Origin of the sequence: Duganella sp. Root1480D1, from assembly GCF_001427305.1 — a bacterium.
Lineage (GTDB): Bacteria > Pseudomonadota > Gammaproteobacteria > Burkholderiales > Burkholderiaceae_D > Rugamonas.
In genome coordinates this window covers 94,431-117,753 of the sequence record NZ_LMFZ01000010.1, presented here as the reverse complement: position 1 = coordinate 117,753, position 23,323 = coordinate 94,431, and the positions used below count along the sequence as shown (strand labels likewise).

Genomic DNA, 23,323 nt, shown 5'->3' with positions numbered 1-23,323 from the left:
CAATCGGACATTTTGCCCTGCGCGCAGGGCAAAATGTCCGATTGCCGGAGCTGACCCCGACTTTTCAAATGAAAGAAATGTAATCAACCAACAGTTGAAGCGCACAGATCGGTGCGCGCTTGCCCTTGCCTGGCAGACTCTATAGCATGGGGTCATCAAACAAGGGGACAGTTATGCGAGCGTCTGCACTTCCCACGCCAGAGCAAGTCGATCGCTGGCAAGCCACGCGCCAAAAGGCTTTCAAGGCAGTGCCGGAAAGCGGGCGCACCATCACTTACCTTGGCAAGAAATTCCACGTTTACCCGAACACTTTCTGGCCCTTCCTCGACAGCCAGCCGCTGGTGCGCAATTTCCGCGTCAAGCCCGGCGAGAGCGTGCTCGATGTAGGCACCGGTTCCGGCGTGATTGCCATCTTCGCCTGCTATCAGGGGGCATCGCGCGTGCTGGCGCTGGACGTCAATCCCGCCGCTATCCGCAGCGCGCGCCGCAACCTGAAGGCACATGGCTTTGAGGGCGTGATGGAAGTGCGCCGCTCGGACCTGTTCGAGAAAGTCGGCGATGAGCAGTTCGATGTGATCACTGCCAACCTGCCGTTCCGCGACAAGCCGGCGCCCGACGTGGTGGCGCGTTCGCAATGGGACACGGACTTCCGCACCAACACCCAGTTCTTCGAGCAGGCCGCGCGCTATCTCAAGCCCGGTGGCCGCATTTACTTTGCGCACTCGAACTTCGGCGCGGTGGAAGAAGTGCGGCGCCTGGCCAAGCAGGCCGGCTTCAGCATCCGGCTGATGGCCCGCAGCGCGGCCGAACGCGACCAGGAGCGCCAGTTCTTTGCTTTCCTGATCAAGCCGGCGGCAAGGCATGGACGGGCTGCTTGACACCATCCGCCAGTTGCGGGCCGTGCCGCATGCGCCCTGGCGTGCGCAGGTAAGACGCGTGGCGGTCGTCCTCACCAGCTCGCGCTCCGGATCGACGCTGTTCAAAGCGGTGCTGGCACGCCATCCCGGCATCGCCAGCCTCGATGGCGAGGCGGAGCCTTTCCTGGCCTTGAGCGGGGACGGATTCGGTTACGATCCCGCCTGCAGCAGCGATGCCATCGCACAGCTGCGCCATCCCGACATGCTGGCCGACGAGATCTTCGACAGCCTGACCGTGCCGGAAGGCGGCATCGCCCCTTTGGCGGAATTGAAGGCACGCTGGCGCAAGCGCCTGCTGCTGCAATTCCCTGCACTGTTCGCGCAACCGCTGGCCTATGCCCAGATGGAACGTGCCCTGGACGAAACCCTGTTGTTCAGCCAGGCCAGCGATACACCGGGCGAACACGAATTGCAGCAGGCCGTGCTGGGCGCTGTGTTCTGGCGCGAACCATGGCGCCGCGATTACTACGATGGCGGGCAGGGCCCGGGCGAGCGCCGTCCTTTCAGCGAAGAAGTAAAGATTGAAGAACCGCCCTTTGTGTCGCCGGCCATGCATTCCAGGCATTTCACAGAGGACGATGCGGCCGGCAAGGTCCTGCTGTTCAAGACGCCGTCGGATGCTTATCGCTTCGGGTTTTATGAGCAGTTGTTCCCGCGTGCGCAAGTGCGCTACCTGCACCTGGTCCGCAGCGTCGCCGCCTGTGTCAATGGACTGATAGACGGCTGGCTGTCGCCGACGGGCTTCCATGCGCACGATATGCAAAAGCACGGCGTGATCCTTGGCATAGGCGGCTATTCGGAACAGTGCGTGGGCGGCCAGCGCTGGTGGAAATTCGACCTGCCGCCGAACTGGCGCAGTTATATCAATGCACCGCTGGAGGAGGTTTGCCTGAATCAGTGGCTGTCCTGCCACCGCCATATCCTCGATAGCGGCGTGGCCGCGCTGCCGGTGCGCTTTGAATCCTTCCTGGCCGATCCGGCAGGTGTGCTGGAGCGGGCTTGCGAATGGCTGGGCCTGCCGCCGATGCCGCTGCCGCCGGAGCTGCCGGTGACGATGGCTACCGAGGCTCCCGCGCCGGGCCGTTGGCGCAAGCGCAGCAGCCAGTTGCTGCCATTGGCGCAGCGCGCCGAAGTGGCGGACATGATGCACGCGCTGGGCTATGGCGCGGCGCCGGAGCAGTGGCAATGATCCGCCGCCTGCTGGTTCCTTACCTGATGGGCAAGCGGCGCGATGGCCTGCAGCGCGTGCAACTGATCGACTCGCAGCCCTGGGCCGTGCTGCAGTCGCCGCAATCGACTGCGACGGAACTGGTGGACAAGGATGAACAGATGCGCAGCATGGGGCGCGTCTATGCGGTGCTTGCGGAGCACGTGCAAGCCGCAGTGGAGGCGGGCGACCTTCCCGTCAGCATTTCAGGCGACTGCGTGTCGACCATGGGCGTGATGGCAGGCTTGCAGCGTGCCGGCCGTGAGCCGCAGCGCATGTTGTGGCTAGACGCGCACGGCGACTTCCATACCTGGGCCACCACACATACCCAATACTTGGGCGGCATGCCGCTGGCCATGCTGGTTGGCCGCCAGGACCGGCGCCAGAACCGGCGCGACAGCATTACCGCTCTGCGCGAAGCGGTCGGTATGCGGCCCTATCCGGAAGAGATGGTGCTGCTGTCCGATGCGCGCGACCTCGACCCCGGCGAAGACGTGGCATTGGCGCGCTCGGCCATCGTGCGTTGTACGCTGGACCAGGTATTGGGCAACCTGTCGACGCACGAAACGCTCTATGTGCATTTCGATACCGACGTGCTGGATGAAGCCCAGCGCATGCCAGCGCTGAAATACCATGTGCCGGCCGGGCCGCGGGTGGAAGAAATGGCGGAGCTGTTCCGCTGCCTGCGCGATTATCCCTTGGTGGCGGTGTCGGTATCGGCGTGGCATTCGGAGCTGGATGCGGGCGACCAGGCTGCCCGCATCTGCCTCGAACTGCTGGACGAACTGCTGCCCGGCGCGCGCAGCACTCCGCGCGAGCGCAACTCGGCCACTACCAGCTCGACGCAATCGGCCAAGGGCGATCGCGCGGTATCAAGCGATAGTTCAGGCGCCAGCGGAACTTCATAGGGCGCGGATACGCCGGTAAATTGCAGTAACTCGCCGGCGCGCGCGCGGCGATACAGGCCCTTGACGTCGCGCTGTTCGCAGACTTCCAGCGGGCACTTGCACCAGGCCTCAATGAAGTCGCCTTCGGCCTGCGTGGCGCGCACGCGGGCGCGGTCGGCAAGCAGCGGCGAGATGAAGGCTGCCAGCACGATGATGCCGGCATCGGCGAACAGGCGCGCTGCTTCGCCGGCTCGGCGCAGGTTCTCGCTGCGGTCTTCGGGAGAAAAGCCAAGGCCGGCGCACAGCCCCTGGCGCAGGCTGTCCCCGTCCAGCAGCACGACCTTGCAGCCGGCGTGAAACAGGCGCCGCTCGACGGCGCGGGCCAGGGTTGTCTTGCCTGCGCCGGACAGGCCGGTGAACCAGACCACCGCGCCGCGATGGCCGTGCATTTCCTCGCGCTCGCGGCGCGATACCTGGGGAGAGTCCATGATGCGACTATATACGCGATGCAGGAGGGCGGCATGCGCACGGTGCTGATTGTAGGTGCAGGTTTTTCAGGTGTCGCGTGCGCGATACAGATGCTGCGCCAGGCGGGCCGGCTGCCCTTGCGTGTGCTGCTGCTGAACCGCAGCGGACGGCTGGCGCGCGGCATGGCGTATGGGACCCAAAGCCCGCAGCATTTGCTGAATGTGGTGGCGGCGAACATGAGCGTGCTGCCCGAAGATCCGGAGCACTTTGTGCACTACGCCGCCATGCGCGACAGCCGGGTGGCCGGCAGCTCCTTTGTCGCGCGCAGCGTGTACGGCGATTACCTGGAATGGGCGCTGTGGCAGGCGCAGGACCAGGCGCCGCGCCACGTGGCCCTCGACTGCATCAGCGGCAGCGTATGCAGCTTGCAAACGAGGACTGGCGGTGGACTGACGGCCACACTGCAAGACGGCCGCTGCATCGAGGCAGGCCATGTGGTGCTGGCCTTCGGTCATCTTCCGGCCCCGCCGCCGGAGCTGGCGCATGGGGCCTGGCCTGACAGCACGCGCTACGTGGCAGACCCGTGGCGGGGCGACTTGCTGTCCACCATTGGCGTGCAGGAGCCGGTACTGCTGCTGGGCACCGGCCTGACAGCGGTCGATATCGCACTGCAGCTACTGCGCCGCAACCCCATGCAGCGCGTGCACGCACTGTCGCGCCACGGCCTGCTGCCGCAGCCCTACAAGCCGCCGTCCGGTCACCTGGCCGGCCGCACGCTGTTGCGCGAGGAAACGCCGACCGTTCGCGCGGCCATGCACGCGTTCATGCAACAGGTGGAGCGGCTTGAAGTCGATGGCCTGGACTGGCACGATGCGCTGGCGGCGCTGCGCCACCAGGCTGCCGGCATCTGGCAAGCCTGGCCCGCGGCCGAAAGGCGCCGCTTCCTGCGCCATGTACGGCCCTACTGGGATGTACACCGGCACCAGCTGCCGCCAGCGGTGCAGCAGGAATTGTCGGCGGCATTGGGGCGCGGTGCGCTGCGCGTGAGCGCGGGGCGGGTGCTGGACGTGCGCGAAGAGGCGGAACTAGCGGTGCTGAAAGTGCAGCCGCGTGGCAGCGAAACCTGTATCGATCTGCGCGCCGGCCGCATCATCAACTGTACGGGCAGTTGCGCCAGCCCGCGCCGCGCAGCGGTGCCCCTGGTCCAACAGCTGCTGGCCGATGGCTTGATGCGGGCCGACGCGCTCGGCCTGGGCGTGGAGACCGGCCCAGATTGCGCGGTGCTGGGGGCGCATGGACGGCCGACGCCAGGCCTGTACTACATCGGTCCCTGGCTCAAGGCCGGCTTCTGGGAGGCGACCGCGGTGCCAGAACTGCGCCAGTTCGCTGCCACCATCGCGCGCGCCTGCATGTAAAATTGTCAAACTCAATAACGCTGGAGAACGAGAATGCGCGCTGTATTGCTGTTTGCAGGTTTGCTGCTGTCAGGTGCGGCGTTTGCGCAGGATGCTTCTTCCGGCAACTCCGCAAAAGCCGCGGCGAGCGAGTGGCTGGCGCTGACGGACGCTGGCAGTTACGGCGCGAGCTGGGACCAGGCCGCAGCTGTTTTCCAGGGGGCGATCAACAAGCCCGGTTGGGAGCAGGCACTGCGCACAGTGCGCATGCCCTTGGGTGCAGTGAAATCGCGCCGCCTGACCAGCGCCCAATTCACGCACAGCCTGCCGAACGCCCCGGCCGGCGACTACTTCGTGCTGCAATTCGCCACGCAGTTCGAGAACAAGTCCAGCGCGGTGGAAACCGTCACCCCGATGAAGGGAGCGGACGGCAACTGGCGCGTGTCGGGCTACTACATTAAATAAAGTCGGGGTCAGCTCCGGCAATCGGACATCGCGCGCAGCGCGATGTCCGATTGCCGGAGCTGACCCCGACTTTTATCCGTGCAGCAGGGCGGAAGTGAGGGACTTCACTTCCTCCGCCGACTCTTCCATGATGGTCGCCAATGTGCCGTCGCCGACCGCGAAGTCGATGGTGCTGGCGGCGGCTACCGAGGTCGCGCCCGGGCGGGCGTGCAGCGGCGAGGCGATCGGGGACAGGTCGTTGGCCAGCAGCAGCGTGTCGCCCAGGTTCTCCGGCGGCAGCGCGCGCATGCCTTCCCACATGGCTTCCACGGCCTTCATCACGTTCTCGGGGATCATCAGCTTTTGCAGCACGCCGCGGCCGATCGGCACTTCGCCGTAGGTGGTCCATTCTTCCGGATCGCCTTCCATTGCCTCAGGGTAGGCTTCGGCCTGCGACAGCATGTAGAAGCCGCCCACTTCGTGCACGATGCCGGCAAACATGGCGGTATCGGGATCGACGTGCGACACCCGCCGCGCAATCACCTGGGCCAGCGCCGCCACGTGGGCGGTGTGTTCCCACAACTGGTTGGCCTTGGCCTTGAGCAGGGGATTGCGGATCTTGGTGCCGAGCTGGCGCACGATCACCGAGGTGACCAGCGACTGCAGGGTGCGCACGCCAAGGCGCTGCACGGCCGTCTTTACGCTGGAAATCTCCATGCCGGAACGGTTGTAGGCCACCGAGTTGGCAATTGCCACCGTGCGTGCGGCCAGCAGCGGGTCGGCCTGCACCAGCTTGGCTGCCAGGTCGATATGGCAATTGTCATCGTTCAGCGCGCGCTGCAGCTTGATCGACGCGTCGATATTGGTGGGAAATGTAAGCTCACCGCGGCCGGCTTGGGCTGCAATTGCTTTGAAGGCTTCCAGTCTGTCCATGCGAAAATTATAAGCAGTAATTGCCCTGCGGAACTAGGACAGGGTGGTTTTTTTGATGAAAAAACTGGCCAGGTGCCCAGCTTAGCCTTCGCCGAAGATGGCGTCGCACCCTTCCACGGTGCCTTCGACATCTCCCAGCTCGTCGACCAGTTCCAGGTCTTCGAGTTCTTCCACCGCATTGGTGAAGCTGTTGTGCTTGGTGGCGCCGATCAGGCGGTAGATCTCGCCGTCTTCATTGCGAATGCCAATCAGCAGTTTTTCCTTGCGCACCAGGTCGGCGCTGGTGCTTTCAAGCAGCAGGTTGCCGGTGATCTGTTTATCGAATTTGGCTGGCTTGATGCCGTCCAGCAGGGTCGTCTTTAACATTCTTCTCGTTCTTTATAGTGGTGTACCGGCACTGATCGTGGCCTTCAGCCCGGCCAGGGTGCGTTCCAGGGCTTCATAATCGGCGTCGCTATAGTCGGAAAACAACTGCATGCCTTTAGCGACAATAACAGGAAACACCGTGGCAAACAGCTGCTCGCCCGCCGGTGTCAGCCGGACGAAGAAGGAGCGCTTGTCGTCGGCATTGCGTTCCCTTTCCACCAGGCCTTTCTGTTCCAGGCGTTCGATGACGCCGGTCAGGGTGCCTTTGGTGATCAGGGTGCGTTCGCCCAGCTCCTTGTAGCTCATGCCTGGGGTGTTGCCCAGTGTGGCAATGATATCGAATTGTGCGTGGGTGAGGCCAAGCTGGCGAACATGTTCGCCGGACCACCTCTCAAATCCCTGCATGCATTCGGCCAGCAGCCGGATGCTTTTCAAATATCGTTCGCCCATGACACCGGATTATAGCGCCCGCCAGCCTTGGCCTCCATCGGTTACTATATGCAAACTTATAACAAGATGGTGTTTTCGCCATGCCCCTACACGCACGCGGTATCCTGGCCCTGCTGGTGGTGACCATTGTCTGGGGCACCACCTTCCCCGCCATGAAGGATATGACCGACAACCTGTCGGCCAACTGGATCGTGGTGTCGCGCTTCGCGATTGCCGGCGTACTGTTATCTCCCTTCCTGCTGCGCGCCAAATGGCGCGACCTGCACTACGGCTTCCTGGCCGGGGTCCTGCTGTTCTTTTGTTACCTGACCCAGGTCGAGGGCCTGAGCCTGACTTCGTCCAACCGCAATGCCTTCATCTGCGGCCTGAACGTGCTGGTGGTGCCGCTGCTGGGCATCGCCATGGGCAAATGGCCGGACAAGCGCATCGTGCTGGCGCTGATCCTGGCGGTGGGCGGCCTGTTTGCCCTGTGCTGGGAGGGCAGTTTCACCTGGAGCCGCGGCGACTCGCTGGCGCTGGCGGCGGCTTTCCTGTTTGGCCTGTACATCAAGGTAATGGAGCAGTTCTCGCGCAAGGTGGAGCGCCTGATGACCCTGACCGTGGCCCAGATCTGGACCGTGGCCCTGTTTGCCGGCCTGTGGATCCTGCTGCGCGAAGTGCCGCGCGGGGTGATCGACGTGCCGCATGATGCGTCGGACTATTACACCTATATCTGGCAGGGTCTGGCGACCTATAAATGGAACCTGATTTACCTGGGCGTGATCGCCACTGCGGCCATTATTTCCCTGCAAACCTGGGGCCAGAGCCATGCCACCGCCAATGAGGCGGCGGTGATCTATGCCTTCGAACCTGCCAGCGCAGCCATCTTCGGCTATTTCTGGCTGGGCGAGACCATGGGCGCAATGCAGCTCCTGGGCGCGGTACTGTTGATCTCCGGTATGATTGTCAGCCAATGGAATACCCCGGAGCGCCCGGCGTCAGCGCTCGTCCCTGAATAGAAGATGTCATTTGCTCAACTTAGTCGCCTGAACCGGGAGCAGCCGCTGCGCATGCTGCTGGTGAATGCGGGCGAGCCGGACAGCCTGGCCTGGTCCGGCTTGGCGCAGCCCTTGCGGCTGGCCCAGCGCATCCTGAACGGCAGTTTCCAGCTCGACGTGATGACGCCGGCGCAAACGGCCGCCACGGCGGGCGACTGGCAACTGGCCCTGCTCGTTGCGGACGAGGGGTCGGTGCGCCCGGCCGAAGCCGAGCTGCGCGCGGTGATCGAGCGTTGCCGCGAGGCGGCGTATTGGGGCGGAGTAGGCGCCGGCGTGCTGTGGCTGACCCAGACCGGTGCTGCCGGCGGGGCGCGCATCGCGCTGCCATGGGCGCTATATGCGGAAACCGAGGATGTCACCGAGCGCGCCATCCTCACACCGAATTTGTTCGAGATCGATGGACGGTTGATTTCCTGCTGCGGCGGGGCGGCTTCGATCGACTTTTCGTTGACGCTGATCGAGGCGCTGTTCGGCGCCAATGTGCAGGCCGAGATCAAGGAAGCCTTGTGCATCGACCGGGTGCGCTCGTCGGAGGAGCGGCAACGGGTAGCCTTGCAGGCGCGATTTGGGGCGCTGCAGCCGAAGCTGTCGGAGGCGGTGACGCTAATGGAGGCGAATATCGAGGAGCCGCTGTCGACCGACGATATCGCCGGGCTGGTCGGCCTGTCGCGGCGCCAGCTGGAGCGCCTGTTCAAGCAGTACCTGGGGTCGCTGCCCTCGCGCTATTACCTGGAACTGCGCCTGCAAAGGGCGCGGCAATTACTTTTAGAAACAAACCATTCCATAGTGCAGGTTGGGCTGATGTGCGGCTTCTCGTCGGGATCGCACTTTTCCACCGCGTTTGGCACCTTGTTTGGCAATACCCCGCGCGAAGAGCGGCAGCGCAAATTGCAAGGCTAAAGTCGGGGTCAGCTCCGGCAATCGGACATTTCGCTGCGCGAAATGTCCGATTGCCGGAGCTGACCCCGACTTTCAAGCTGCTTGGACAATTTTGAAAATCCTTGTCGCAGATTCAAAAGAGTTTTAGCATCCCCGCTTTTACAATGCAGTACACCTTACCATTGATGGGGATTTGCTATGAACGCCAAGCTTGACTCGACTGTTGCCACCCGCCCTGTAACCCGCGCCACCTTCGACGAGGTGATCGTCCCGACTTACGCACCTGCCCAGATGGTGCCAGTGCGCGCAGCGGGCCTGGACCTGTGGGATCAGAACGGCAAGCATTACCTGGACTTCACCTCCGGCATCGCCGTGGCCTCCCTGGGCCACTGCAACCCGGTCGTGGTCGAAGCGCTGACCAGGCAAGCCAACACCCTGTGGCACCTGGGCAATGGCTACACCAACGAGCCAGTGCTGCGCCTGGCCCTGGCCCTGACCGAAGCCACCTTCGCCGATCGCGCCTTCTTCTGCAACTCCGGCGCCGAAGCCAACGAAGCGGCCCTGAAGCTGGCCCGTAAAGTTGCTCACGCAAAATACGGCGACAAGAAGCCACGCATCGTGTCCTGCCTGAATTCCTTCCACGGCCGTACCCTGTTCACCGTGTCCGTCGGCGGTCAGGCCAAATACACCGAAGGTTTCGAGCCACTGCCGCCTTCGATCCACCACATCCCTTACAACGATATCGAAGCGGCCAAGGCTGCCATCGGCGACGACGTCTGCGCCGTGATCGTTGAACCGGTGCAGGGCGAAGGCGGCGTGATGCCGGGCAATCCTGAATACCTGAAGACCCTGCGCGAGCTGTGCGACAAAGTCGGCGCCGTGCTGATCTTCGACGAAGTGCAATGCGGCATGGGCCGTACCGGTTCCCTGTTCGCTTACCAGGGCTACGGCGTGACCCCGGACATCCTGACCTCGGCCAAGGCCCTGGGCAACGGTTACCCGATCGGCGCCATGCTGACCACCGACGAACTGGCCAAGCACCTGGCAGTGGGCACCCACGGCACCACCTACGGCGGCAACCCGCTGGCTGCCACCGTGGCGCTGACCGTGCTGGAAACCATCAACCAGCCGGCTTTCCTGGCACGCGTGAAAGAAGCTTCCGAGAAGCTGATCGGCAAACTGGAAGGCCTGGTGCGCGACTTCCCGCAAGTGTTCTCCGCCGTGCGTGGTGCCGGCCTGCTGTTGGGTCTGGTTGTGGCCGAGCCGTTCAAGGGCCGCTCCAAGGATATCCAGCGCGCCGCTGAAGCACAGGGCCTGATGATCCTGATCGCTGGTACCGACGTGGTGCGCCTGGCGCCTGCGCTGATCGTGTCCGACGCGCAGATCGATGAAGCGGATCGCATCATCCGCCTGGCGATTGCTGAGCTGACCAAGGCAGCCTGAAACCGGTAACCCGGTGCCTGACCCGCAGGGTCAGGCACCCCAGTGTCAGAACCTGTGGGTCTGACGGGACGGCCAACCGGCTGGTTTACCGGTTCTGTGTTTTAGAGAAGAATAAAAGAGGAGCACCCCATGTACGTAGTCCGTCCGGTAGAAACCGCCGACATCGCCGCCCTCGAATCACTGGCCGCGGTCAGCATGCCGGGTGTCCATACCCTGCCGAAGACGCGTGAAAAGATCGAGCAGGCAGTCGAGCGTTCCATCGCTTCCTTCTCTGCCCACGTCGACATTCCAAGCGAAGAATCCTACATGTTCGTGATGGAGTCGCTGGCCGACAAGAAGATCGCCGGTACCGCCGCCATCCATGCCTCCGCGGGCTCGAACGGCACCTACTTCTCCTTCCGCAACGACGTTATCCAGCAAGTCTCGCGTGACCTGAACATCAGCCACAGCGTGCRCGCGCTGACGCTATGCTCCGAACTGACCGCCTACTCGCAGCTGTCCGGCTTCTACGTCGACGCCAGCGTGGCGCAGCGTCCGGAAGCAGCCCTGCTGTCGCGTTCCCGGCTGCTGTATGCGGTGCAGGCGCCGCACCGTTTCGGCGACCGTTTCTTCGTGCCGCTGGCCGGCCTGACCGACGAAAACGGCGGCTCGCCGTTCTGGGATGCGCTGGGCCGCAAGTTCTTCAAGATGGACTTCCTGGATGCCGAGCGCGTGATCGGCGGCGCCCGTAACCGCACCCTGATCGTGGAACTGATGCCGCACTACCCGGTCTACGTGCCGCTGCTGCCGGGCGATGCGCAAGCCGTGATGGGCCAGATCCACCCGAGCGGCGAGCTGGCTTTCAACCTGTTGACCTCCGAAGGCTTCGAAGCCGACGAATACATCGACATCTTCGACGGCGGCCCGATCCTGCAGGCCCACAAGCACACGCTGCGTACCTTCTCTTCGTCGCTGTCGCGCCGCGTGGCCAGCGCCGAAGGAACGCAAGCCAGCGATGCGGTGGCGACTTATGCCGTGTCCACCGGCCCCGACCAGCGCTTCCGCGCGGTGACCATCAACTGCGCACCGCTGGAAAATACCGATACCGTCTGCCTGTCCAGGCACGCCCAGGAAATCCTGCGTGTGGAAGAAGGCGACACCGTGACCTGCGTCCGCATTTAAGAACGAGAATACCTATGCTAGTTGTACGCGCCATTAAAGCGAATGACCTGGACGGACTGTTCAACCTCGCCAGCCAGGTAGGCACCGGCATGACCACGCTCAAGCCGGACATGAAGATGATGGGCGACCGCGTCGCCGTGGCGGTGGCGTCCTTCGCCGAAACCATCCCGCCGGAAGAACGCGACTACATGTTCGTGATGGAAGACACCGACACCGGCCGCCTGGCAGGCGTGTGCGCCATCAAGGGCGCGGTCGGCCTGACCGAGCCTTTCTACAACTACCGCATCGGCACCCTGGTGCACTCCAGCCGCGAGCTGAATGTGTTCACCCGCATGGACACGCTGTACCTGTCGAACGACCTGACCGGCTGCTCCGAGTTGTGCTCGCTGTTCCTGCACCCTGACTACCGCCAGGGCAATAACGGCAAGCTGCTATCGAAGAGCCGCTTCCTGTTCATCGCCCAGTTCCCGCACCTGTTCGAGCAGAAGATCATCGCCGAGATGCGCGGCTACCAGGCGGAAGACGGAACCTCCCCTTTCTACGAAGGCCTGGGCCGCTACTTCTTCAAGATGGACTTCCACCACGTGGACGACCTGACCGCGCTGGGCAAGAAGTCCTTCATTGCCGAACTGATGCCGCGCCAGCCACTGTACGTCGACTACCTGCCGAAAGACGCACAGGAAGCGATCGGCAAGGTGCACCAGGCCACCGCGCCTGCGCGCCGCCTGCTGGAGCAGGAGGGCCTGCACTACGAAGGCTACGTCGACATCTTCGACGCCGGCCCTGTGCTGCAAGCGCGCGTGACCGAACTGCGCGCGATGCGCGACAGCGAACTGGCAACCGTGGATCGCGATACCGACACGGCCCACGCCTGCGCGCTGCACACCACCGAACCATACCTGGTGTCGAACACCGTCATGCAGGACTTCCGCATGATCCTGACCGACGCCAATCCATCCGACGGCGGCATTGACCTGTCGAAGGAAGAACAAGCACTGCTGCACTGCCACTCCGGCGATACCGTGCGCACCCTGTCTCTCAACGTGAGGAAGAACCAGAATGTCTGAACTGAGCAATTTCATCAACGGCCAATGGAAATCCGGCCACGGCGAGACCATCGTGACCACCAACCCGGCCACCGGCAAGCATATCTATTCGTCGCAGGAATCGACCGCTGACGACGTGGCGGAAGCCGCGCAGGCCGCGCGCGCCGCCTTCGAAGCCTGGGCCTACCGTCCGCTGGAAGAGCGCATCGCCATCGTCACCAGGTTCCGCGACCTGCTGAAGGAAAACGCGGAAGACCTGGCGCAGACCATTTCCGAAGAAGTCGGCAAGCCGCTGTGGGAAGCGCGCACCGAAGTGACCACCATGGCCAACAAGGTCGACATCTCCGTAACCTCCTACGGCAACCGCACCGGCGAAACCCGCAACAAGGTCGCCGATGGCGAAGCGGTGCTGCGCCACCGTCCGCATGGCGTGTTCGGCGTGTTCGGCCCATACAACTTCCCGGGCCACCTGCCGAACGGCCATATCGTTCCTGCGCTGATCGCGGGTAACACCGTGGTGTTCAAGCCTAGCGAATACGCGCCGCGCACTGCCATCAAGACCGTCGCGTTGTGGGAAAAGGCTGGCGTGCCTGCCGGTGTGATCAACCTGGTCAACGGCGGCCGCGAAACCGGCATTGCGCTGGGCCAGAATACCGAAATCGACGGCGTGCTGTTCACCGGCTCTAGCCAGACCGGCGCGGCCCTGCACAAGCAGTTCGGCGGCCAGCCGGGCAAGCTGCTGGCGCTGGAAATGGGCGGCAATAACCCGCTGATCGTGTGGAACCCTACCGACATCGATGCCGCCGTGTTCATGGCGATTTCCTCGTCCTTCATCTCCGCCGGCCAGCGCTGCACATGCGCGCGCCGCGTGATCGTGCAGAAGGGCGAGCAGGGCGATGCCTTCGTCAAGCGCTTCGTGGAAGTGGCTTCGAAGCTGGGCGTAGGCGCCCCTGCTGCCGAACCAGCGCCCTTCATGGGCCCTGTGGTTTCCGCTGCCGTGGCTGAAAAGCTGGTGCAGGCGCAAGCCGACATGGTGGCCAAGGGCGGCAAGATGCTGCTGGAAATGCGCCAACTGGAACCGGGTACCGGTTTCGTTTCCGCCGGCATCGTCGACACCACCGACGCCAAGGGCATTCCTGACGAAGAATGGTTCGGCCCGCTGGCCCAGATCGTCCGCGTCGACGATTTCGACGCAGCTATCCGGGCTGCCAACAACACCGGCTACGGCCTGGCTGCAGCCCTGCTGTCGACCGACGAATCGCTGTGGCAGAAGTTCCAGCTGCGCGCCCGCGCCGGCATCGTGAACTGGAATCGTCCGACTACCGGCGCGGCCAGCTCGGCACCGTTCGGCGGCGTCGGCAAGTCCGGCAACCATCGTCCTAGCGCATACTATGCAGCGGACTACTGCGCCTACCCGGTCGCTTCGATTGAGAACGGCGCCCTTGAAATGCCTGCCAAGCTGTCGCCTGGCATGAACTTCTGAGGATGGCCATGCCTACTGCTCGCGAATACAACTTCGACGGCCTGGTTGGGCCGTCGCACAACTACGCCGGCCTGTCGTTCGGCAACGTGGCGTCGTTCAACAACGTCAAGAGCGCTTCCAATCCGAAGCAGGCTGCCCTGCAGGGCCTGGCCAAGATGCGTGAGTTGGCCAGGCGCGGCTTCGCGCAGGCGCTGCTGCCGCCGCAGGACCGTCCCAATTTCGGCCTGCTGCGCAGCCTTGGCTACAACGGCACCGATGCCGAAGTGATCGCCCAGGCGTACAACGACTCGCCGGTAATCCTGGCGTGCGCCTACTCGGCTTCGCCGATGTGGACAGCCAATGCCGCCACCGTCAGCCCGTCGGCAGATACCAGGGATGGCCGCGTGCATTTCACCGCCGCAAACCTGAACAACAAGCTGCACCGCGCCTTCGAGCACGTGCAGTCGGCGCGCGCGCTGCGCGCCATCTTCAAGGATGAACGCTTCTTCGCCGTCCACGACGCACTGCCTGGCACGCCGGCCTTCGGCGATGAAGGCGCGGCGAATCATACCCGCCTGTGCGACCAGCATGGCAATCCTGCCGTGGAGCTGTTCGTGTACGGACGCGTGGAGTTCGATCCGAACGCTCCGGCGCCGAAAAAATTCCCGGCCCGCCATACGCTGGAAGCTTCGAAAGCTGTAGCTCGCCTGCATGGCCTGGATCCAGCGCGCTGCGTGTTCGTGCAGCAGAATCCGGACCTGATCGACCAGGGCGTGTTCCACAACGACGTGATCGCGGTGGGCAACTGCAATGTACTGTTCTATCACGAGCAGGCTTTCGCCGACGAACAGGAGGCGCTGGCCTCGATCCGTGCTGCCATGCAGGGCGTTGGTGCCGAACTGATTGCGGTTCGCGTGCCGACTACCGAAGTGTCGGTGGTAGACGCGGTTTCGTCCTACCTGTTCAATACCCAATTGCTGTCCAAGCCGGACGGCAAGATGGCGCTGGTTACGCCGCACGAATGCCAGGAGATCCCGGCTGTTGCGGCCTTCCTGGAGAAGCTGGTTTCTTCCGGCGGCCCGGTCGATGAACTGATTCACTTCGACCTGCGCCAGTCGATGCGCAATGGCGGCGGACCGGCTTGCCTGCGCCTGCGCGTAGCGTTGACCGGGGAGGAGGCAGCGGCCATGCACCAGGGTGTGGTCATGACCGAAACGCTGTACCATAGCCTGGTCGCATGGGTGGAGAAGCATTACCGCGACCATTTGGAACCTGAAGATTTGGCAGATCCGCAATTGGCTGTTGAAGTGCATACCGCATTGAAAGAGCTGGAACAGATTTTGGGCTTACCCGGCCTGTACGATCTGTAAAACCGGTAAACCGATGTCTGACCCGCAGGGTCAGACACCTGTCTGTTCGTAGGCTGGGGCGTTAAAAGCACCTTTGGGCATTGAGCAGCCGGTTTGAAAAAAAGAAGATACCTACAACGTATTTGGAGAAGCAGATGAAACAAATGCCACAAGAGTTGCGCAAGCAAACGCTCGAACTGGTCAAAGCCAGCGGCCCGATTGCGCAACTGATCGAAGCCTGGCTCGGCTCCCTGGACGATGAAGACCTGGCCGACCTGTCCCCTGGCAGCCTGGCCCCGGTCCTTGTGGAAGGTTTCACCCAATTGGCCAAGCGCACCGGTTCCGGTTGCCAGATCGCCAAGCTCCAATATCAGGAAGCACGCGGCGGCCATGCCACCGCGCTGCTGATCGTCAACGACGACATGCCTTACCTGGTCGACTCCATCGTGATCGCCATGCGCAAGCTGCGGGTCGGCTCCAACGGCGTGCTGAACGCCGTGCTGCCGGTGCGCCGCAGCACCGATGGCAGCGTTGAAGCCGTCGGCCAGAAGGGCGACAAGCTTGAGTCCATGGTCCTGTGCCTGCTGTCCGAAAAGCTGGAAGACGGCGCACTGAAAGAACTGACCGACCGCATTGAAATGGTGGCGCGTGACGCCGCCGTCGTGAAACGCGACCAGGCCGCAATGAAGGAGCGCTTCACCGCCGTCGCCACCGACTCCGCAGGCCATGGCGAAGAAGGGCAGGAAGTTGCTGCCTTCCTGCAGTGGGCCCGCGACGAAGGCTTCGAAGTGCACGGCTACGCCTACTATCAGGTGAAGCCGGGTGCGCGCGAACTGGAACGCGACATCCCTAGCCGCATCGGCGTGCTGCAAGACACCGCGCACCCGATCTACGGCACCTGCCTGGCCAATATTCCTGGCGACTTCGACACACTGTCCAAGCGCGCCCACACCCTGTCGATCGTCAAGGCCGACGTGGGCGGCACGCTGCACCGCGACCAGTCGCTGGACTTCATCGGTGTGCGCCACACCGACGGCAAGGGCGCCATCCTGGGCGAGCATTGCTTCGTCGGCCTGTTCACCCGCGCCGCCAACCTGACCCCGCTGGCCCGCCTGCCGTTCGCACGCGGCCGCATTGCGCAAGTGCTGAAGATTGCCGGCGTGCGCGAGACCGGCTTCCGCGCCGAGAAATTCATCGAGATCCTGGAGTCGCTGCCGCGCACCGAAGCGCTGGAAGCGGAACCGGAATGGCTGGCCGAAGTGTGCGGCGCGGTGGTGTCGCTGTACAAGCAGCCGCGCGCCAAAGTGTTCGCCCGCCGCGACGTCTATGCCCGCCACCTGAACGTGCTGGTCTACCTGCCGCGCGAACGCTACTCCGCGTCGGTGGCGCACGCGCTGGCGCGCGCCCTGCAGGAAAGCTCGGGCGCCACCCACGTCAGCTCGCAGACCCTGGTGTCGGACGGCCCGCTGGCCCGCCTGTACCTGATCGCCCACGCTGCGCGCTATCCGCTGGACCTGGAAAGCGATATCCAGCGTCCGCTGCTGACGGTGCTGGACGGCTGGCACGACCAATTCTCGGAACTGGCCGACAAGGTTGGCGAGGAACCGCTGCGCAACAGCTTGCGCAAGCTGTGCTCCACGCTGCCGGTCGACTACGTGGCCGCAACGCCGCCTGCCGTGGCTTTCCACGACCTGGACAAGATCCTGCGCAATGGCGTCGACGAACGCGTCGCCGTGCGCGTCGAGCTGCCATCGGACGGCAATGCCTCTACCACCATCCGCCTGTATTCGGTGGACCGCGTGCCTGCACTGTCGTCGATCCTGCCGGCGCTGCATAACGCCGGCGTCGCCATCGAGCGCGAATCCGCACACACCATTCGCACCGCGGACGGCAAGAAGCATTACGTGACCAGCCTGGCGGTCGATGCGCAGAGCGCGCTCGAGCTGTCGCGCCCAGGCGTGGTGCAAGTGGCGGAAGACCTGTTCAACGCCCTGTTCAACAACGAAGCCGAAGATGGCCGCCTGAATGGCCTGGTGGTTGAAGGCGGCCTGCGCCTGCGCGAAGTGCAACTGGTGCGTGCTTACATGAGCTACTGGCGCCAGGCCGGCACCCAGTTCACCGTGCGCTACATGGCGGAGATCCTGCGCCGCCATCCGGCGCTGGTGAAGGAACTGGTCGACGCATGGAAAGAGCGCTTCGATCCAGCGCTGCCGGAAGCCACCCGCACCGCAGCCAAGGACAAGCTGCTGGCCATCAAGGGCCGCCTGTCCTCGATCAACCATGCCGACACCGAAGTGATCTTCGCGGCCATGATCGACCTGATGCTGGCAACCCTGCGCACCAACTACTTCCAGAACGCGGGCCAGGGCGACAAGATCATCTTCAAGTTCGATACCAGCAACCTGCACCTGGTGCCGGAACCGCGTCCGTTCCGCGAGATCTACGTGTTCTCGCGCCGCTTCGAAGGCGTGCACCTGCGCGGCGGCCCGGTCGCCCGCGGCGGCCTGCGCTGGTCGGACCGCATGGAAGACTACCGTACCGAAGTCCTGGGCCTGGTGAAGGCGCAGATGGTGAAGAACGCCGTGATCGTGCCGGCCGGCGCCAAGGGCGGCTTCGTCTGCAAGCAGATGCCCAAAGACGCGCCGCGCGACGTGGTGGCTGCGGAAGGCGAAGCAGTCTACCGCCTGTTCATCGCCAGCCTGCTGGAAATGACCGACAACCGCGTGCTGGGCAAGATCGTTGCGCCTGAAGACACGGTCCGCTACGACAACGACGATCCCTACCTGGTGGTGGCTGCCGACAAGGGCACCGCGACCTTCTCCGACATCGCCAACAGCATCGCCGTGAAGCGTGGCTTCTGGCTGGGCGACGCGTTCGCTTCCGGCGGCTCCAACGGCTATGACCACAAGAAGATGGGCATTACCGCCAAGGGCGCGTTCGAAGCGGTCAAGCGCCACTTCTACGAGATGGGCCACGACATGAACACCACCCCGTTTACCGTGGTGGGCGTAGGCGATATGTCGGGCGACGTTTTCGGCAACGGCGTGCTGCTGTCGCACCAGATCAAGCTGCTGGCGGCCTTCGACCACCGCCACATCTTCCTGGACCCGAATCCGGATACCGCGAAATCCTTCACCGAACGCCAGCGCATGTTCGCGCTGCCGCGCTCCTCGTGGGAGGACTACAACAAGGAACTGATCTCGAAAGGCGGCGGCGTGTTCCCGCGTACCGCCCGCACCATCGAGCTGTCGCCTGAAATCCGTTCCGCGCTGGACATCGCAGAAACTTCGCTGACGCCGGAAGAGCTGATGCACCGCATCCTGCTGGCCCCAGTGGACCTGTTCTACAACGGCGGCATCGGTACCTACATCAAATCGTCGGCCGAAACCCACGCGCAGGTGAAAGACCGCGCCAACGACAATATCCGCGTCAGCGGCAATGAGCTGCGCTGCAAGGTGGTGGCGGAAGGCGGCAACCTGGGCGCGACCCAGGCAGGCCGCATCGAATTCGCCCTGGCCGGCGGCCGCATCTTCACCGATGCGATCGACAACTCGGCCGGCGTGGATTGCTCCGACCACGAAGTGAACTGCAAGATGTGGCTGGACGTGGAAGTCAATGCCGGCCAGACCACCGAGGCAGCCCGCAACCAGCTGCTGAACGACATGACCATGGAAGTGGAACGTCTGGTCCTGCGCGACAACACGCAGCAAACGCGCCTGCTGGTGCGCGAATTCCAGGCCCAGTCCGAATCGCATGTGCAGGACGGCTACGCCGACCTGATCGCGGACCTGGAAGAGGAGGGCGCGCTGTCGCGCGAACTGGAGCACCTGCCAAGCGTGGCCGAACTGGCGCGCCGCAAGGCCGATGGCCGCGGCCTGACCACGCCGGAACTGGCGGTGGTGATCGCCAACGTGAAGAACCGCTACAAGCGCCTGCTGTCGGCCATGCCGCTGACGGACGAAAGCTGGGCGGAGAAGGTGCTGCGTCCTTACTTCCCTGAACAACTGGTGGCCACCCGTCCGCCGCTGCACCACCCGCTGTCAAATGCCATCCTGGCGACCGTGCTTGCCAATGAAGTGGTGAACCGTTGCGGCCCGTTGATGATCCGCGACCTGGCTGCTGCCAACAATTGCAGCGAACAGGACGTGATTCTGGCCTGGGGCCAGGCGTGGTCCGCGCTGGACCTGGCGCCGGTCTTCGACACGCTGGATGCGGACGCGCTGAACGTCCCGCGCAATGTGGCGATGCGCGTCGATGTGCGCACCCGCGCCATGCTGAAGGCGGTGATGGAAGGCGTGCTGGCGGTACCGAAGGACCAACTGCGTGGCGCCGGCATTGCGGAACTGGCCAAGCTGTTCGCCGATCCTGCTACCGTGCGCAAGATGGCTTCGGACGTGCAGTCGGAAGCGGCAACCCACAGCGGCCTGCGTGCCGAGTTCGTGCAGGCATGGAATGCGGTCGATGCGCTGGAAGGCGTGGCTGCGTTCGTGTTCGCGGCGCTGTCGGTCAAGCGTCCTGCTGGCATGGACCTGCCGGGCTTCCTGGCGGTGGGCATGGCGCTGCGTTCGCAGGCCGGCATCGATACGCTGGAACGCGGCCTGAAGCTGCCGGCTACCTCGAAATCGCAGGAACAGCTGCGCAGCTACGCACAGCAGGCCTTGCGCCGCACGCAGCAGAAATTGCTGTCGCAGGTGCTGGCACGCGCCACCAACGGCCATGATGCGGCCGAAGCGGTGGAGCTGGTGACCTGCACCCTGGGCTTGTCCGGCTATGCCGCCTCGGCGGACCTGGAGCAGGCGATGCTGGATGTGTGGGCGTTGTCGGAGGCGGTCAACGCCGTCGGCCTGGCAGCCTGAACCCGGTAAACCAGCGGCCGCCGCAGGATGGGTGTCGGACCCTGCGGGTCAGACACCGATTTATCGGTTTTCGCGGAGCAGAAAAGAAACAGCAACAAAGAATGGCAGACAATCAAACAATCCCCCCCGCAGTGCGCGCCCTCGCTGAAGCCGACTTCAGCGCGGTAGCAAGCAGTTTCACCAGCGCCGGCTTCAAGGTCGGCCAACCCGCCGACGGCATCCTCACCCTCCGCAGCCAGCAGCCTGGCCGCCCGGCAGTGCTGCTCTCGGTCGGCGTGCACGGCGACGAAACCGGTCCAATCGAACTGGTAGCCTACCTGCTTGACGCCCTGGCGCGAGAACCGCAGGCGCTGCAAGTCGACCTGATGCTCTGCGTCGGCAACATCGGCGCCATCCGCCAGGCCAAGCGCTTCATCGATGCGGACCTGAACCGCATGTTCCGCGCCGAACGCGGCACGCTGGCCGGCACCGCCGAAGCCGCACGCGCCGACGTGATGATCTCCGCCACCAGCGAATTCTTCGCCAACGCCGGCAAAGAGCGCTGGCACCTCGACCTGCACACCGCAATCCGCCCGAGCGTGTACCCAACCTTCGCCATTGTCCCCGACCTGATTGCCGAAGAAGCGAAGCGGCAATTGGTGGGCTGGCTGGGCGAGGCCGCCATCGGCGCCATCATCATGAATCCTTCGTCGGCCGGCACCTACAGCTATTACAGCGCCGAGCACCATGCCGCCGCCGGCACCACGATTGAATTGGGCCGCATTGGCACCCTGGGCCAGAACGACCTCACGCAGTTCGAGGACGCCAAGCTGGCATTGGACCGGCTGCTGCGCGGCAAAGCTCCTGAGCAAGCTGCCAACCAGCCGCACGTCTTCAAGGTCGCGCAGAACATCATCAAGCTGAGCGACAACTTTCAGATGGCCTTCGGCAAGGACACGCAGAATTTCACGGCACTGAAAAAGGGGGACGAGATCGCTCGCGACGGCGACACCGTCTATACCGTGCAGCACGACGAAGAACTGGTGGTCTTTCCCAATCCCGACGTTCGCATCGGCCTGCGGGCAGGAATGATGGTCACGCGCGTGAACTGAAGGATTGCGCTACACTTCCCGGACACTCACCGAAAAGGAGTAGCGCATGTCCCTGTCCATGTATAAAGTCTCCGCGCCCATTTTCGTGCGCGGCCTGAACGTGATGGCTAGTCTGCTGCGCAAGGCGCAAGCGCACGCAGAGGAAACCGGCAAAGTCCCGGAATCGCTGCTGTCGGCCCGGCTGGCCGACGACATGCTGCCGCTGACCGCCCAGGTACAGCGCGCCAGCGATACCAGCAAACTCTCCATTGAACGCCTGAGCGGCATCGCCGCGCCGAAATTCCCCGACAACGAAGCCAGTTTCGACCAGCTGCAGCAGCGCATCGCGAACACGATCGCTTATATCGAGAGCGTGGGGGAGGAGCATTTCGCGAACAGCGAAACGCGGGAGGTGGCACTGAGTTTCGGCAGCTTCAAGCCAACCTTCACCGGCGAGAGCTATCTGCTGACTTTCGCGCTGCCGAACTTCTACTTCCATGTCGTGACGCTGCACGACATCTTGCGCAACCAGGGAGTCAAGATCGGCAAGATCGACTACCTGGGTCCTTACCAGGGTTAAATACTGACGTGCAGGGCGTAGGTCGTCGCCATGGTCAGCAGGAGCAGGCCCACTGAGAACGCTTTCGTTGGGTTAAAGCGGGAGGAAACGGTCGGGATTTTGCGGTACATGGCGGGCTCCTTCTCAATAGCGGTTTTGCATGCTTCGCAGCTTATCAATGCGTGCCGCGCCAAGCTAGGCGCCAGCCTGTATCAATAGTAAGAACTTGTAACTTCATGAGCCATCTGTTCTCCCCTTATGCCTTGGGCCCGCTGCAACTGGCGAACCGCATCGCCATCGCGCCCATGTGCCAATACTCCGCCAACGAGGGCCTCGCGACCGACTGGCACATGATCCACTACGGCCACCTCGCGCTATCCGGCGCCGGCTTGCTGATTTTGGAAGCCACAGCCATTTCGCCGGAAGGCCGCATCTCGCCGGCCGACCTGGGGCTGTGGTCGGCTGCGCACCAGCAGGCGCTTGCGCCAATCGTGCAGGCGATCCGCCGCCATTCGCCGATAAAGCTCGCCGTGCAGCTTGCCCACGCTGGCCGCAAGGCTTCCAGCGCACCGCCATTCGACGGCGGCCAAGCGCTGGCGCCGGGGCAGGGCGGCTGGCAGACGGTCGCCCCTTCCGCACTGGCTCGCGCGCCCACCGATCCCGCACCGCTGGCGCTTGACGCGGCAGGGCTGGCCAAGGTCAAGGCCGACTTCGTGAGTGCAGCGCTGCGCGTGCATGCCCTCGGCATTGAAGCCATCGAGCTGCATGGCGCCCATGGCTACCTGCTGCACCAGTTCCTGTCGCCGCTGGCAAACCAGCGTGACGACCAGTACGGCGGCTCGCTGGAAAACCGCATGCGCTTCCCGCTGGAAGTGTTCGATGCAGTGCGCGCCGCACTGCCGCGCGAACTGGCGATCGGCATGCGTGTGTCGGCATCGGATTGGGTGGAGGGCGGCTGGGACGTCGAGCAGTGCGTGGCCCTGGCGCATCAGTTGAAGCAGCGCGGCGCCGACTTTATCCACGTCTCCAGCGGCGGCGTCTCGCCGCTGCAGCAAATTCCGCTCGGCCCGGGCTACCAGGTTCATTTTGCGCAGCGCATCAAGGCCGACACGGGCATGCCAACGATTGGCGTGGGCCTGATCACCGAACCGCTGCATGCCGAAGCGATCGTCGCCAACGGCCAAGCCGACATGGTGGGACTGGCGCGCGCCATGCTGTACAACCCGCGCTGGCCCTGGCACGCGGCCGCCGCCCTCGGCGCCCAGGTTGCTGCACCGCCGCAGTACTGGCGCTCCCAGCCCCGGGAACTGAAAAACCTGTTCGGCGAAACGCGCCTCGGCCAGCGCTAAAAAACGCGGCTTCGTGGGGCGCCCGCCACGGTTGCCTTTCCGGCAT

The 23,323-nt window shown here is 63.8% G+C and carries 19 protein-coding genes and 1 pseudogene; 16 read left to right on the top strand and 4 right to left on the bottom strand.

The window, feature by feature from the left end:
* Window positions 1–173 precede the first annotated feature (173 nt).
* The 3 genes from ASD58_RS12080 to ASD58_RS12070 are packed head-to-tail and all read left to right on the top strand — an operon-like array spanning window position 174 to window position 3,032.
* Complete coding sequence (locus tag ASD58_RS12080) at window positions 174–878, top strand: methyltransferase (RefSeq protein WP_057261418.1); 705 nt, start codon at window positions 174–176, stop codon at window positions 876–878.
* Complete coding sequence (locus ASD58_RS12075; RefSeq protein WP_057261417.1) at window positions 862–2,106, top strand: hypothetical protein; 1,245 nt, start codon at window positions 862–864, stop codon at window positions 2,104–2,106. Before ASD58_RS12080 ends, ASD58_RS12075 begins: the two co-directional genes overlap by 17 nt.
* Window positions 2,103–3,032, top strand: a complete 930-nt coding sequence (locus tag ASD58_RS12070; RefSeq protein WP_200951602.1) for an arginase family protein — start codon at window positions 2,103–2,105, stop codon at window positions 3,030–3,032. The genes ASD58_RS12075 and ASD58_RS12070 overlap by 4 nt, the downstream gene beginning before the upstream one ends.
* On the opposite strand, the pseudogene cysC reads toward ASD58_RS12070, so the two are convergent.
* A pseudogene (gene cysC / locus ASD58_RS32190) lies at window positions 2,984–3,460 on the bottom strand (adenylyl-sulfate kinase); the annotation flags it as partial. The gene ASD58_RS12070 and the pseudogene cysC sit on opposite strands and share 49 nt — an antisense overlap.
* 72 nt (window positions 3,461–3,532) lie before the next feature.
* On the opposite strand from cysC, the gene ASD58_RS12060 reads away from it, so the two are divergent.
* Window positions 3,533–4,894 (top strand): FAD/NAD(P)-binding protein, encoded by a 1,362-nt coding sequence (locus tag ASD58_RS12060; protein WP_162253010.1) that lies wholly within the window; start codon window positions 3,533–3,535, stop codon window positions 4,892–4,894.
* 33 nt (window positions 4,895–4,927) lie between these two features.
* Window positions 4,928–5,338: a DUF4019 domain-containing protein gene (locus ASD58_RS12055; RefSeq protein WP_057261414.1), complete on the top strand. Its 411-nt coding sequence runs from the start codon at window positions 4,928–4,930 to the stop codon at window positions 5,336–5,338.
* 72 nt (window positions 5,339–5,410) lie between these two features.
* On the opposite strand, the gene ASD58_RS12050 is transcribed toward ASD58_RS12055, so the two are convergent.
* The 3 genes from ASD58_RS12050 to ASD58_RS12040 form a co-directional block, all read right to left on the bottom strand.
* Entirely contained in the window at window positions 5,411–6,250 is an 840-nt protein-coding gene (locus tag ASD58_RS12050; RefSeq protein WP_057261413.1) for an HDOD domain-containing protein, read from the bottom strand.
* An 81-nt stretch (window positions 6,251–6,331) separates the two neighbouring features.
* Window positions 6,332–6,616, bottom strand: coding sequence for a hypothetical protein (locus ASD58_RS12045; protein ID WP_057261412.1), 285 nt, complete (start codon window positions 6,614–6,616; stop codon window positions 6,332–6,334).
* Window positions 6,617–6,628: 12 nt separating this feature from the next.
* Complete coding sequence (locus ASD58_RS12040) at window positions 6,629–7,066, bottom strand: MarR family winged helix-turn-helix transcriptional regulator (protein ID WP_057261411.1); 438 nt, start codon at window positions 7,064–7,066, stop codon at window positions 6,629–6,631.
* An 80-nt stretch (window positions 7,067–7,146) separates the two neighbouring features.
* Between ASD58_RS12040 and ASD58_RS12035 the strand changes: the two genes are divergently transcribed.
* The 11 genes from ASD58_RS12035 (at window position 7,147) to ASD58_RS11985 (ending at window position 23,277) form a co-directional block, all read left to right on the top strand.
* Entirely contained in the window at window positions 7,147–8,064 is a 918-nt protein-coding gene (locus ASD58_RS12035) for a DMT family transporter (protein ID WP_057261410.1), read from the top strand.
* Between the two features lie 3 nt (window positions 8,065–8,067).
* Window positions 8,068–9,003 (top strand): GlxA family transcriptional regulator, encoded by a 936-nt coding sequence (locus tag ASD58_RS12030; protein ID WP_057261409.1) that lies wholly within the window; start codon window positions 8,068–8,070, stop codon window positions 9,001–9,003.
* Between the two features lie 177 nt (window positions 9,004–9,180).
* Window positions 9,181–10,425, top strand: a complete 1,245-nt coding sequence (gene astC / locus ASD58_RS12025) for an acetylornithine/succinylornithine family transaminase (RefSeq protein WP_057261408.1) — start codon at window positions 9,181–9,183, stop codon at window positions 10,423–10,425.
* 129 nt (window positions 10,426–10,554) lie between these two features.
* Window positions 10,555–11,586: an arginine N-succinyltransferase gene (locus ASD58_RS12020; RefSeq protein WP_057261407.1), complete on the top strand. Its 1,032-nt coding sequence runs from the start codon at window positions 10,555–10,557 to the stop codon at window positions 11,584–11,586.
* A 14-nt stretch (window positions 11,587–11,600) separates the two neighbouring features.
* Window positions 11,601–12,653: an arginine N-succinyltransferase gene (astA, locus tag ASD58_RS12015; protein ID WP_057261406.1), complete on the top strand. Its 1,053-nt coding sequence runs from the start codon at window positions 11,601–11,603 to the stop codon at window positions 12,651–12,653.
* Entirely contained in the window at window positions 12,646–14,115 is a 1,470-nt protein-coding gene (gene astD / locus ASD58_RS12010) for a succinylglutamate-semialdehyde dehydrogenase (RefSeq protein WP_057261405.1), read from the top strand. The genes astA and astD overlap by 8 nt, the downstream gene beginning before the upstream one ends.
* Before the next feature lie 8 nt (window positions 14,116–14,123).
* On the top strand, window positions 14,124–15,464 hold the full coding sequence (gene astB / locus ASD58_RS12005) for an N-succinylarginine dihydrolase (RefSeq protein WP_057261426.1): 1,341 nt from the start codon (window positions 14,124–14,126) through the stop codon (window positions 15,462–15,464).
* Between the two features lie 134 nt (window positions 15,465–15,598).
* Window positions 15,599–20,299, top strand: coding sequence for an NAD-glutamate dehydrogenase domain-containing protein (locus tag ASD58_RS12000; protein WP_057261404.1), 4,701 nt, complete (start codon window positions 15,599–15,601; stop codon window positions 20,297–20,299).
* A 101-nt stretch (window positions 20,300–20,400) separates the two neighbouring features.
* Window positions 20,401–21,390, top strand: coding sequence for a succinylglutamate desuccinylase (locus ASD58_RS11995; protein ID WP_057261403.1), 990 nt, complete (start codon window positions 20,401–20,403; stop codon window positions 21,388–21,390).
* Between the two features lie 46 nt (window positions 21,391–21,436).
* Window positions 21,437–21,949 carry a DUF1993 family protein gene (locus ASD58_RS11990; RefSeq protein WP_057261402.1) on the top strand — a complete coding sequence of 171 codons (513 nt, stop codon included), beginning with the start codon at window positions 21,437–21,439 and terminating at the stop codon, window positions 21,947–21,949.
* 215 nt (window positions 21,950–22,164) lie between these two features.
* On the top strand, window positions 22,165–23,277 hold the full coding sequence (locus ASD58_RS11985) for an NADH:flavin oxidoreductase/NADH oxidase (protein WP_057261401.1): 1,113 nt from the start codon (window positions 22,165–22,167) through the stop codon (window positions 23,275–23,277).
* The last annotated feature ends 46 nt before the right edge of the window (window positions 23,278–23,323 follow it).